The following is a 12,939-nucleotide window of genomic DNA, read 5'->3' on the forward strand; positions in this document are numbered from 1 at the left end:
TTCTGCAGCCTGCGTTAACCAGGATTTATTATCGATAAAATTGCATCGTGCAACAAATCATGCTTGAACGCCACAATTTGACGCATGAATCCGCTTCTTAGAAATCCAACCCGAGGTCCGCCGTGCGCACCGAATGTGTCAGCGCCCCGGACGAGATATAGTCCACCCCCGTCGCCGCAATCGAGGCCACTCGGTCAAGCGTGACATTGCCGCTGGCCTCGGTCTTGATACGTCCGCCGACCATGGCAACCGCTTCGCGCAGCGTGTCGTTGTCCATATTGTCCAGCAACACGACCGAAGCGCCGCCGACCTCAAGCACTTTGGAGAGTTGGTCCAGCCGGTCCACTTCAATTTCCACCGCCATCATGTGGCTGGCATGGGCTTTTGCCGCTTCCAATACCTGACACACCCCACCTGCGGCAGCGATGTGGTTGTCCTTGATCAGGATCGCGTCGGACAGCGAATAACGATGGTTGAAGCCGCCGCCATGCAGAACCGCCAGTTTCTCGACGATCCTAAGACCGGGCGTGGTCTTGCGGGTGCAGGTGATGCGCGCCGCAGTGCCATTGGTCTGCGCCACGAACGCCGCTGTCTGGGTCGCTATTCCGGTCAGGCGACCGGCAAAGTTCAGGGCCACCCGTTCCCCGGACAGGATCGAGGCGGCAGAGCCCCGGATGGTCATCAGCGCCTCGCCCCGTTGGCAGGCGGTGCCGTCGGTGACATGCGTTTCAACTTCAAGTGCGGGATCGACCAGACGGAAGGCAATGGCTGCCACCTGCATACCCGAAACAACGGCATCCTCACGCGCGTTCAACCGGGCCTCGTAAGTGGTGCCACCGGGGATCACCGCACGAGTGGTCACGTCGCCATAGCTGCCCAGGTCTTCCATCAGCGCAGTGCGGATCATCGGTTCCAGCACCAGATCAGGCAGGGTTGCAAAACTCATGTCAATTCCTTGCAAGCTTGGGCCCGGATGGCGAGCGCTTCGGACAGGTACATCTTCGAGCGTTCGCCGTGGCCTTCGTCGGTATCGGGGAAATCTGATCGTTCATGCGCGCCACGACTTTCTTCGCGCAGCAGGGCGCTGGCGGCGATCAGAGTGGCCGTTGCGCACAAGTTCCGATAGGACGGGCAATCACCGTTCGCCTCTTCCAGCACCGCGATCTGTTGCAAGGCGCGGGTCAGCCCGGCGCGATCCCGCACCACGCCCACATTGCGGGTCATGGTCTGGCGCAGGTCTTGCACCGCTGCCGCCGTATCCGGCGCGTCGCCTTTCGCGAATTGAACGTCCAGCAGATCGGCCTCGGGCACCACGGGTATGCTGTCCGCGATACCCTCGGCGCAGATCCGGGCAAACACCAGCGCTTCCAGCAGTCCGTTCGAGGCCAGCCGGTTGGCCCCGTGCAACCCCGTCGAGGATGCTTCGCCACAAACCCAAAGCCCGCCCAGCGTTGCGCGGCCCTTTGTGTCGGTTGCGATCCCGCCCATGTGATAATGCGCGGCGGGGGCAACCGGGATCGGCTGCGTCACCGGATCGATGCCATTGCGGGCGCAATACTCGGCAACCGCCGGAAACTCCTGGGTTATACGCGCACCCAACGCCGCGCGGGTGTCCAGCGCAGGCTGATTGCCCGTCTGTACCTGATCGAAGATCGCCCGCGCCACCACGTCTCGGGGGGCAAGCTCGGCATCCTTGTGGATGGCCTGCATGAACCGCTCGCCCTGCTTGTTGATCAAAATGGCCCCTTCGCCGCGCAGCGCCTCGGTCGCCAGCGGCGCGGGGTCTTCGCCCACATCCATCGCGGTGGGGTGAAACTGGACGAACTCGGCATCGGCAATCTGCGCCCCGGCCCGCGCCGCCATGCCGATGACCTGCCCCCGGATGCGGGGAGGATTGGTGGTCAGCGCAAAAAGCCCGCCAGACCCACCCCCTGCCAGCAGCACGGCAGGCCCGCGTAGCATTACGGTGTCGGGGCCACCTTCGGCATCCTGTACCGCAACGCCGGCCACCTGCCCGTCCTTCACATCCAGCCCGACGGCAAGCACGCCCTCTAAGACCTGAATGGAAGGTGTTTCGCGAACCTGTTCAATCAGCGCGGCCATGATCTGGCTGCCCGCCTGATCGCCCTTCACCCGCACCACCCGCGCAAAACTGTGCGCGGCTTCTCGGGACAGGACATAGCCGCCGTCCTTTGTGCGGTCGAACGGCGTTCCCAGCGTGGTCAGATCAAGAATGTAAGCGCGCGCCTCGCGCGTCACGAGGTCGGCAACCTCGGGTGACACTGTCCCCGCACCCGCGTTCACGGTATCCGCCGCGTGGCTTTCCGGGCTGTCTGCACCGTCCATCGCCGCCGCCACGCCACCCTGCGCCCAGGCGGAACTGGCCCCTTGCCCCAACGGATCGGGCGAGATCATCACCACGGGCCGCGGTGCCAGTTTCAGCGCGGCATAAAGCGCGCCAATACCAGCCCCCACGATGACAACGCGATCCGTGGTGAGGTCTTTCATACGGGATCAGAGACCCAGCTTGCGGGACAGATCGATCATCGCCTGCACCGATTTGCGCGCTTTTGTGGCAATGTCCCCGGCGACCTCGACCTGACCCTCCATCGTGTGCAGGGCATAGAGGATCTTTTCAAGCGTGATCTTCTTCATGTACGGGCACATGTTGCAGGGACCGACGAAATCGACCTCGGGCAGTTCGTCGGCGATATTCGACGCCATCGAGCATTCGGTGATCAGCATCGCCTTTTCAGGCTTTTCGTCATGCACGTATTTGATGATGCCGCTGGTCGAGCCGGAATAGTCAGCCTCGGCCACCACATCGGGCGGGCATTCGGGATGCGCGATCAGCCGCGTGCCCGGGTTCCACTCGCGGAAATCGCGCAGGTCCTGCGCGGTGTATTGTTCGTGCACGATGCAGGAACCGGGCCAGTAGACCACGTTCTTGTCGCTTTTATTTGCCACGTTCTGCGCCAGATATTGGTCGGGCGTCATGATGACCGTGTCGCTGTCCATCGCATCCACGATCTGAACCGCGTTGGATGAGGTGCAGCAGATATCCGAGGCCGCTTTCACCTCGGCCGTGGTGTTCACATAGGACACGACCGGCGCGCCGGGGTATTTGGCGCGCATCTCGTCGATTCCCTCAGCCGTGATCGATTCTGCCAGCGAGCATCCGGCGGCCATATCGGGCATCAGAACGGTTTTTTGAGGGCTCAGGATTTTCGACGTTTCGGCCATGAAATGCACACCGGCCTGTACGATCACATCCTCTTCAACCTCGCTGGCCTTCATCGCCAGCTGCAGGCTGTCGCCGACAAAGTCGGAAACGCCGTGGAAAATCTCGGGCGTCATGTAATTATGCCCAAGGATCACGGCGTTACGTTGTTTTTTGAGCGCATTGATTGCACGTACATAAGGCGCATAGATCGCCCAGTCCGGCGGGCTGACCACGCGGTCCATCCGGGCGTAAACATCCTGCATCTCGTTGGCCAGCGTGGCCGAGGGCGCAAGGTCGTACTGATCCGCAAGTACGGAACGAACGTTAGTAAGATCGAGCAACGTGCGAGCTACCTTTTCAGCTGTCGTTTATCTGGCGGGCTGCTTGAGGCCGTAGGCCTAGCCGATGCATTTCCGTAATAAAACCGGAAAATTTGGCGTTAGCGCTAAGAAATGCAGGTAAATCCGCCGAAAACCGGAAAAGGATGCGCAGGATTACCCCAGGATACCCGGCAGCCGCAGCCCGTGTTCGCGTGCGCAGTCCTTGGCGATGTCATAGCCTGCATCGGCATGCCGCCACACGCCCGAGGCAGGATCGTTCCACAAAACCCGCTCGAGCCGTTTGGCCGCCGCATCGGTCCCGTCGGCGCAAATCACCACGCCCGCGTGCTGGCTGAACCCCATCCCGACACCGCCGCCATGATGCAGCGACACCCATGTCGCGCCCGACGCGGTATTGACCAGCGCGTTCAGCAGCGGCCAGTCCGACACAGCGTCCGAACCGTCCTTCATCGCTTCGGTCTCGCGGTTGGGCGACGCGACCGAGCCGCTGTCCAGATGGTCGCGCCCGATCACAACGGGGGCTTTCAACTCGCCCCTGCGGACCATTTCGTTGAAGGCCAGACCCGCGCGGTGGCGATCCCCCAACCCGATCCAGCAGATGCGCGCGGGCAGGCCCTGAAAGGCGATACGCTCCTGCGCCATGTCGAGCCAGTTGTGCAGATGAGTGTTCTCGGGGAACAGCTCTTTCATCTTGGCGTCGGTCTTGTAGATATCTTCCGGATCGCCCGACAGCGCGCACCAGCGGAAGGGGCCGATGCCCCGGCAGAACAGCGGGCGGATATAGGCGGGCACGAAGCCGGGGAAGGCAAAGGCGTTTTCCAACCCTTCATCCTGCGCCACCTGCCGGATGTTGTTGCCATAATCCAGCGTCGGCACCCCCGCGTTCCAGAAATCGACCATCGCGGCCACGTGTTGCTTCATCGAGGCGCGGGAGGCTTTTTCCACGGCCTTCGGATCGCTTTCGCGCTTGTCCTTCCACTGCGCCATGCTCCAGCCCAGCGGCAGATAGCCGTTCACCGGATCATGGGCGCTGGTCTGGTCGGTGACGATATCGGGGCGCATCCCGCCCGCTTGCATGCGGCGGTAAATCTCGGGGAAAATCTCGGCGGCATTGCCCAGCAGGCCGACCGACTTGGCCTCGCCCGCTTTGGTCCAGCGGTCGATCATCGCAAGCGCTTCGTCCAGCGTCTCGGCCTTTTCATCCAGATATTTGGTGCGCAGGCGGAAATCGATGCTGTCGGGGTTGCATTCGACCGCCAGACAGCAGGCCCCGGCGAAGACAGCCGCCAGAGGCTGCGCGCCGCCCATGCCGCCAAGCCCGCCGGTCAGAATCCACTTGCCTGTCAGGTCACCGTCATAGTGCTGACGGCCAGCCTCGACGAAGGTTTCATAAGTGCCCTGAACGATGCCCTGCGTGCCGATGTAAATCCACGAGCCGGCGGTCATCTGGCCGTACATCATCAGACCCTTCTTATCGAGCTCATTGAAGTGGTCCCAGTTGGCCCAATGCGGCACAAGGTTCGAGTTGGCGATAAGCACCCGAGGTGCATCCGCATGCGTCCGCACGATGGCCACCGGCTTGCCGGATTGCACCACCAGCGTTTCATCCTCTTCCAGATCCTTGAGGCTGGCGACGATGGTGTCGAAATCATTCCACGTCCGCGCCGCGCGACCGATGCCGCCATAGACCACCAGCTCATGCGGGTTTTCCGCCACATCCGGGTGCAGATTGTTCATCAGCATCCGCATCGGCGCTTCGGTCATCCAGCTTTTGGTGTTCAGCTCGGGGCCGGTGGGCGGAAACACGTCGCGGGTGTTCTTGCGGGGATCGGTCATGGGGCAAGCTCCAGTGCTGTGTCTTGGATGGCATCCAGAATATCGCGCAGCCAGCGGCGCAAGCGGGTGGCTTTTTGCGGGTCGTACGCCCAGGGCGCAGTCTCGGCGGTCAAATAGGCGGATTGCGCCAATTCCATCTGAATCGCGTGCGTGCCCTCGCTCGGGCGTCCGTAGTGCCGCGTGCTCCAACCGCCGCGAAACCGCCCGTTCAAAATGGTTCTATAGGGGGAAGAGGCCGCAAATTCATGGGTGATAGCCTCGATCTCGGGCGCGCAGGTGGTGCCGCCATCGGTGCCGATATTCATGTCAGGCAGCGTGCCGTCGAACAGAAACGGAATTTGGCTGCGGATCGAGTGGCAATCGTAGAGGACAGCGATGCCGTGGATCGCTTTCACGCGCTCCAGCTCGGCGGTCAGCGCGGCGTGATAGGGCGCATGAAACTGCGCCAGACGGTGCGTGATATCCTGTTCCGAGGGTGCTGTGGTCCAGATGTCCTGACCATCAAAATCCGTCATCGGCACCAGAGCCGTGGTGTTCTGACCGGGATAGAGCGTGACACCGGACGGGTCCCGGTTGGCGTCGATCACGTAACGGTGGAAGGTCGCCCGCACCGTTGTCGCGCCGGGCAGCAAGCCGCAGTAAAGGTCGTGGATATGCCAGTCGGTATCGCTCAGCCTCTTGCCGATTGGATTCAAGGCAGCCTCGATATCCGGCGGCACATGGGTCCCGGTATGGGGCAAGCCCAGCACGACAGGGCCATCACCCCGTGTGACTTCGACCGGGGCGATCATGCGCCCAGCTCCGGCATGGCGATGCCTGTGCGATGGGCGATCTCACCACTGGCGATCAAGGTCGAAGCGGCCTCGATATCCGGCGCGGTGTAACGATCGTCGCCCAGCGGTGGCACGATTGCGCGCAGCCTGGCCATCACGCCTTGAAGGGCTTCGCTGGTCGGTAATGGCGCGCGGAACTCGACGCCTTGGGTGGCGCAGAGCAGTTCTACCCCCAGAATACGCTCCAGATTGGCCACCATCTGCCCCAGACGGCGTGCGCCATGGGCGGCCATCGACACGTGATCCTCCTGATTGGCCGAGGTCGGCGTGCTGTCGGTCACGCAGGGATTGGCCAGATGCTTGTTCTCGCTCATCAGGGCCGCCGTGGTGACTTCGGCGATCATCAGGCCCGAGTTCAGCCCCGGATTGGGGGTCAGAAACGGCGGCAGATCGAAGCTGAGTACCGGGTCGACGATCAGCGCGATGCGGCGCTGCGCAATTGCGCCGATCTCGGCCACCGCCAGCGCGATCATATCAGCGGCAAACCCCACCGGTTCCGCGTGGAAGTTGCCGCCTGAAACGATCAGACCGGTCTCGGCCAGAACCAGAGGATTATCGGTCGCCGCGTTCGCCTCGATCTCAAGCGTTGTTGCCGCCTGACGCAGCACATCCATCGCGGCCCCAACGACTTGTGGCTGGCAGCGGATGCAATACGGATCCTGCACGCGCGTATCACCGTCGCGATGGCTTTCGCGGATGACCGAACCCGCCAGTAAAGCGCGCATGGCAACCCCGGCTTCGATCTGCCCGCGATGACCGCGCAGAGTGTGAATTTCGGGCTGCAAAGGCGCGGTTGACCCCATGATGGCATCCGTTGTCAGCGCCGAGGTCACCAGCGCGCTTTGCGCCGCCTGCCACGCGCCAAACAGGCCTGCCAGTGCGAAGGCGGTGGAAAACTGGGTGCCGTTGATCAGTGCAAGCCCTTCTTTCGGGCCAAGTTCAACCGGTTGCAGCCCCGCCGCGTTCAGCGCCCTGCCACCGGGCATCACATCGCCGCCAAACTCGGCCTCGCCTTCACCCATCATGACAGCGGCCATATGCGACAGCGGTGCCAGATCGCCCGAGGCCCCGACCGAGCCCTGCGCCGGGATCACCGGGGTCACGCCCTTGGCCAGCATGGCTTCCAGCAGGTCGATCAGCTCCAACCGGACACCGGATGCGCCGCGGCCAAGGCTCAGCAGTTTCAGCGCCATCATCAGCCGGGCATGCGCGCGCGGGATTGCTGGCCCGACACCGCAGCAATGACTGAGGATCAGATTGCGCTGCAGGGTTGCTGTATCCTCGGCGGCGATTTTGACGCTCGCCAGCTTGCCGAAACCGGTGTTGACGCCATACACCGCCAGATCCCCCGCGGCTGCGTCAGCGATCCGCGCATGGGCCGCTTCGATGGCAGGGCGGCAAGCCGGGTCCAGACGTACCGCGCGCTCTTCCCGAAAGACCTGTTCCAATTGTTTCAAAGACACCGCACCGGGCGTGAGGGTCAGGGTCGTCAAGTCGCACCTCCGAAAAAGCGAGTGTGAAGCGGGTTGAAGCCGACGCGATAGGCAAGCTCGGCCGGGTGCTGCACATCCCAGACCACCAGATCAGCGCGCAGACCAGCGGCAATCCGGCCGCAATCGGTCAGACCAAGCGCGCGGGCCGCGTGGGTGGTGACGCCCTGCAACGCCTCTTCGGGCGTCATGCGAAACAAAGTGCAACCCATATTCATCGCCAAAAGCAACGAGGTCATGGGCGCGGAACCCGGATTGCAATCCGTCGCCAGCGCCATCGGCACTCCATACTGGCGCAGCAGGTTGATCGGCGGGGATTGGGTTTCGCGCAGGGTGTAGAACGCGCCGGGCAGGATGACGCCGACACTCCCCGCGACAGCCATCGCCTGAACGCCCTCTTCATCCAGATATTCGATGTGATCCGCCGACAGCGCGCCATACCCGGCAGCCATCTTTGCACCGCCAAGGTTCGAGAGCTGCTCGGCATGCAGTTTGATCGGCACGCCAAGCTCTTTCGCTACATCGAACAAGGGCACCAGTTGATCCGGCAGAAAGGCGATCCCCTCGCTGAACGCATCCACTGCATCCACCAGTCCCAGTTCATGCGCCTCGCGCAGAGTCGGGATGCAAACTTCGGCGATATAGGCGTCGGCGCGGTCTTTGTAGGTGTCGGGAATGGCATGCGCGCCCAGAAAGCTTGTCACCACCCGAACGGGGCGATGGTCCGGCAACGCCCGCGCGGCACGCAGCATGTTCAACTCGGTCTCGCGATCCAGACCATAGCCGGATTTGACCTCGATCACCGAAACACCCTCGGCCAACATCGCATCCACACGCGGCAACGCCTGTGCGATCAGGTCGGCAACACCGGCCTCGCGCGTGGCTTTCACGGTCGAGATGATGCCACCCCCGGCGCGCGCAACTTCTTCGTAGGTCGCACCGTTCAGGCGCATCTCAAACTCGACAGCACGGTGGCCGCCATGCACCACATGGGTGTGGCAATCGATCAGCGCGGGCGTGACCAGACGGCCATCCAGATCGGTTCCGGGCAGCGACGCATGATCCGCAGGCAGGTCGGCCTGTTTCCCGACCCATGCGATACGCCCATCCGCGATCACGACCGCCGCATCCTCGATCAGCCCGTATTTCTCAGGCCCTTCTGCCATCGTGGCAGCTTGCAGATTGAGTAGCACCTGATCGCGGGCCTGCATTCGAATCCATCTCCCTCGCTTTTCGCTCTTTTCTAGTACAGTCCAATCTGTATTATGTCTATGCATTATTTGAGGAGCCCCGCATGACCGCCCTATTCGCACAGCGCGCCCTTCTTGAGACCGGATGGGCAGAAAACCTGAGGCTTGAGTTCAGGGACGGGCGGATCGCTGGCCTCTCGCCGAACGCATCGGCGCAGACGGGCGATGTTCGGGTGGATACCCTGCTGCCGGCGCTCGCGAACCTGCACAGCCACGCCTTTCAGCGCGCGATGGCGGGGATGACCGAATACCGTCTGGCCGGGCGCGACAGTTTCTGGACATGGCGGGACCTGATGTACCGCTTCACCGCGCACCTGACACCCGAGCATGTGCAGGCCATCGCCGCGCTGGCCTATCTTGAGATGCAGGAGGCCGGGTATGCCTCGGTCGGAGAGTTTCACTATCTGCACCATCAACCGGACGGGCAGCCCTATGACCGCCTGTCCGAGATGTCCGACCGGATCATGGCCGCTGCGACAGAAACCGGAATCGGCCTGACCCACCTGCCGGTGCTCTACTCCTACGCGGGTGTCGGCGAGCACCTGTTAGAGGCGGGTCAGCGGCGCTTTGGCAACGGCGTGGATCGGTTTCGCGCCCTGGTGGATCAGGCGCGGGTTGCGCTGAATGCGTTGCCCGGCGACTTCCGTGTCGGAATTGCGCCCCATTCCCTGCGGGCCACCTGCCCGCGTGATCTGGCGCAGGTCGTGGCAGCGCAAGTTGCGGGCCCAATCCATATCCACATCGCCGAACAGCCCAAGGAAGTGGCCGAGGTCCAAGCCGGGCTTGGCGCGCGCCCGGTCGAGTGGCTTTTGGACAATGCGCCGGTCGATGGCAATTGGTGCCTGATCCACGCGACCCACATGACCGACGCCGAAACCCGCGCAATGGCTGCCAGCGGAGCCGTCGCCGGACTCTGCCCGATTACCGAGGCCAATCTGGGCGATGGCCCTTTCAATGGCGCGGCCTATCTGGAAGCGAAAGGTGCCTTTGGCGTGGGCTCCGACTCTAACGTGCTGATCTCATTGACCGAGGAGTTGCGCACGCTGGAATATTCCCAACGCCTGCGCGACCTGTCCCGGAACGTGCTGGTGGTCGGTGAAGGGTCGGTGGGGCAGACGCTGTATTGCGGCGCGGCTGCGGGCGGCGCGCAGGCCTTGGGCCGTCAGGCCGGAATGATCGCCGAAGGCATGCTGGCTGATCTGGTCGCTATCGACAGCAAGACCCCGGCTTTGTGCGGGCTCAACGCGCAACAACTGCTTGACGGGCTGATCTTTGCCGCCAAAGACAGCGTGGTAACGGATGTCTGGTCGGCCGGTCGCCATCAGGTGCAAAACGGGCGCCACGTGGCACGGGACCGGATTATCGCCAACTACCGTCAGGCGATGGCAGACCTTGTCCCAAAGCTTTGACCCCAAGGCATCTTTGCAATCCAAATAAACACAGACATAATATAAATATGACCGAAACAAATATGAGCGCACCTTGAACGATCAAAAACCCATCGGTTTTCAGGACATCCGGGACGAGGTGCTGAACCGCATTCAGACCCGGATCTGGCCGCAGGGCAGTTTGCTGCCGACCGAACTGGAGCTTGCGGCCGAATTCGGCTGCGCCCGTGCGACGGTGAACCGGGCACTGAGGGAACTGGCCGAACAGGGCATCGTGACCCGCAAGCGCAAGGGCGGCACGCGCGTTGTCACCACTCCGGTCAAGCAGGCCAAGCTGCCGATTGCGGTCGTCCGCCAGACCATCGAGGAAATGAATGCGCAATACCGCTACGCCCTGGTCGCGCGCACCCTGATCGATTGTCCCGCCTGGCTGCAGGCCAAGTTGGGCATTCAGGAGGGCACGAAAATCTTGCATCTGCAGTGCATGCACCACGCCGACAACCGCCCGTTCCAGTACGAGGAACGCTGGATCAACGTACCAGCGGTTCCGCATGTGGTGGATGAGGATTTTCTGGCCGTCGGTCCAAACGAATGGCTGCTGGCGGAAGTTCCGTTTTCAAACGCCGAAATCGCGTTTTCAGCCGTGCCAGCGGCGGGCCAGTTACAAGAATTCCTGTCGGTCCCGCCGGGAACCCCGTTGTTCCAGATGGAACGCACCACATGGTTTCGGGAAAGCCCGGTCACCTTCGTCAGAATGACATTTCATCAGGGCTATCAGATGCGCACCACGTACTGAGAATTTCAAACCCCGTAGCGCGCCATGAACATATCCACCGCATGCTGCGCGACCTGATCTATCTCGGCCTGACTGAACTCGCTTTGAATGCCAAACGCGGCCCGGGTCCAGACCCGCACCTTGCACAGTTCCGAAAACTGTTCGGCGGCGAACTGGATGTCGCCGATTTTCAACTCGCCCTTGGCCACCGCTTTTTCCAGATAGCTGGCCATGTGACACTGGCCGTTTCGTGGGCCCGCCTCATAGAACGCGCGCCCTAGTTCGGGAAAGCGATCCCGCTCGGCCACGCAGACCCGGAACACCTGCTGCGCAAAATCCGAGATCAAAAAACCCGTAAGCTGCTGCGCTGTGATCATCAGAACCTCACGCACAGGTTTGGTCTCATCCACCATCGCGATGACGTGATCCGCCATGCGGTTGCATTCGGTCTGTGCGACCTCGACAAACAACAGGCGCTTGTCGGGAAAGTAACTGTACAACGTGGCCTTCGAGACACCGGCAGCGCGGGCGATATCGTCCACGCTTGCTCCTTCGAACCCATCCGCCATGAAAACCTCTCGGGCTCCGCGCAAGACCTGATCGAATTTCCGGCCAGTGCGCAGGATGGTGGCGGTTTGGGTCATGTCGTCTCCTGAGATGTTGCGTGGGGCAAGCTTATAAACCGATCGGTTCAGATACAACGATTCGCGGCGCTTTCAAAACCGCCGATGCCGCAGACACCTTGTTTGTCGCGCCTCTGTCAGAGCGCTTGCCGCGCCCGCAAACCATGCTAGGACAGTGCGCATGGTCGAGATTTTCCTACGCACCCTGCCCTTCTTTGCAATCATCGGCCTTGGCTACTGGGCCGGGCGCACGCGGTTCTTCACCGCCGAGGCGACGGCCTATCTGACCAAATTCGTATTCTACTTCGCCCTCTCGGCAATGCTGTTCCGGTTTGCGGCGACGCTGCCCTTTGCGGATATCTTCAACGGACGGCTGATCCTGGGCTATCTGGCCGGAACGCTGACGGTCTATGCGCTGGCCACCAGCGTCGCCTGGCTGCGCGGGCTTGACATCCCCACTGCCGCGGTCGAGGCCCAATGCGCGGCGATTGGCAATGTCGGCTTTCTGGGCCTGCCGATGCTTGCACTGTTGCTGACCGAAGCGGCAATCGGCCCGGTGATGCTGGTTCTTGCGGTGGATCTTGTCGTGTTCTCATCCGTCATCGTGATCCTGATAAACGGCGGGCGGGACGGAAAACTGACCCCCGCCACATTCCGGCTGATCGGTCTGGGATTGCTGAAAAACCCGATGATCGTGTCCATCTCCGCCGGGCTGATCTGGTCGGCGCTGCAAGTCCCGGTTCCGGGCCCGCTGAATGACTTCCTGACCATTCTGGGCGGCGCGGCAACGCCCGGAGCCTTGTTCGCAATCGGGGCCTCGCTGGCCGGAAAATCCGCGGAACGGCTGCAGGTCGCCGCCTGGCTGAGCTTTTGCAAGTTGGTCGTCCATCCCGCCTGCGTCGCCGTTGCGCTGATCTGGCTGGTCCCCATCGACCCTTTTTCGGCAACGGTCGCCATTGCCGCCGCGGCCCTGCCCGTGGCGGGCAATGTCTACATGCTGGCCGCGCATTACGGGGTCGCCCCCCATCGCGCGTCCGCCGCGATACTGCTATCGACGATCGTAAGCATTCTGACCGTTCCATTGGTGATCGCCTGGGTAACAACACCCTGATCTTCACCTTTTCGAAAAATACTCTCGCCGAAGGCAGCCGCACTTTACGTGCGGCTTTTGGAACGTTAG

11 protein-coding genes are annotated in these 12,939 nt (G+C 62.3%); 3 read left to right on the plus strand and 8 right to left on the minus strand.

Annotation, left to right across the window (positions count from 1 at the left end):
* Positions 1-97: 97 nt before the first annotated feature.
* From nadC to hutI, 7 genes are all read right to left on the minus strand, one after another.
* On the minus strand, positions 98-946 hold the full coding sequence (gene nadC, locus ACR0EZ_RS05450) for a carboxylating nicotinate-nucleotide diphosphorylase (protein ID WP_480611610.1): 849 nt from the start codon (positions 944-946) through the stop codon (positions 98-100).
* Positions 943-2,508 carry an L-aspartate oxidase gene (locus tag ACR0EZ_RS05455; protein WP_480611611.1) on the minus strand — a complete coding sequence of 522 codons (1,566 nt, stop codon included), beginning with the start codon at positions 2,506-2,508 and terminating at the stop codon, positions 943-945. The genes nadC and ACR0EZ_RS05455 overlap by 4 nt, the downstream gene beginning before the upstream one ends.
* Before the next feature lie 6 nt (positions 2,509-2,514).
* The gene (gene nadA, locus ACR0EZ_RS05460) at positions 2,515-3,564 is read right to left on the minus strand and encodes a quinolinate synthase NadA (protein WP_480611612.1); all 1,050 of its coding nucleotides are present in this window, start codon (positions 3,562-3,564) and stop codon (positions 2,515-2,517) included.
* A 153-nt stretch (positions 3,565-3,717) separates the two neighbouring features.
* On the minus strand, positions 3,718-5,400 hold the full coding sequence (hutU, locus tag ACR0EZ_RS05465; protein ID WP_480611613.1) for a urocanate hydratase: 1,683 nt from the start codon (positions 5,398-5,400) through the stop codon (positions 3,718-3,720).
* Complete coding sequence (gene hutG / locus ACR0EZ_RS05470) at positions 5,397-6,188, minus strand: N-formylglutamate deformylase (protein WP_480611811.1); 792 nt, start codon at positions 6,186-6,188, stop codon at positions 5,397-5,399. Before hutG ends, hutU begins: the two co-directional genes overlap by 4 nt.
* On the minus strand, positions 6,188-7,726 hold the full coding sequence (gene hutH / locus ACR0EZ_RS05475) for a histidine ammonia-lyase (RefSeq protein ID WP_480611614.1): 1,539 nt from the start codon (positions 7,724-7,726) through the stop codon (positions 6,188-6,190). Before hutH ends, hutG begins: the two co-directional genes overlap by 1 nt.
* The gene (hutI, locus tag ACR0EZ_RS05480; protein ID WP_480611615.1) at positions 7,723-8,934 is read right to left on the minus strand and encodes an imidazolonepropionase; all 1,212 of its coding nucleotides are present in this window, start codon (positions 8,932-8,934) and stop codon (positions 7,723-7,725) included. Before hutI ends, hutH begins: the two co-directional genes overlap by 4 nt.
* A gap of 83 nt (positions 8,935-9,017) precedes the next feature.
* Here hutI and ACR0EZ_RS05485 point away from each other — a divergent pair, with 83 nt between their 5' ends.
* A complete protein-coding gene (locus ACR0EZ_RS05485; protein WP_480611616.1) occupies positions 9,018-10,382 on the plus strand; it encodes a formimidoylglutamate deiminase in 1,365 nt (454 codons plus the stop codon).
* Between the two features lie 73 nt (positions 10,383-10,455).
* Positions 10,456-11,157, plus strand: a complete 702-nt coding sequence (locus ACR0EZ_RS05490; protein WP_480611617.1) for a GntR family transcriptional regulator — start codon at positions 10,456-10,458, stop codon at positions 11,155-11,157.
* Positions 11,158-11,162: 5 nt separating this feature from the next.
* On the opposite strand, the gene ACR0EZ_RS05495 is transcribed toward ACR0EZ_RS05490, so the two are convergent.
* Positions 11,163-11,780, minus strand: coding sequence for a TetR/AcrR family transcriptional regulator (locus ACR0EZ_RS05495; protein ID WP_480611618.1), 618 nt, complete (start codon positions 11,778-11,780; stop codon positions 11,163-11,165).
* 160 nt (positions 11,781-11,940) lie between these two features.
* Here ACR0EZ_RS05495 and ACR0EZ_RS05500 point away from each other — a divergent pair, with 160 nt between their 5' ends.
* Complete coding sequence (locus ACR0EZ_RS05500; RefSeq protein ID WP_480611619.1) at positions 11,941-12,870, plus strand: AEC family transporter; 930 nt, start codon at positions 11,941-11,943, stop codon at positions 12,868-12,870.
* Positions 12,871-12,939: the final 69 nt, after the last annotated feature.

Source organism: Ruegeria sp. AK4, assembly GCF_056541025.1.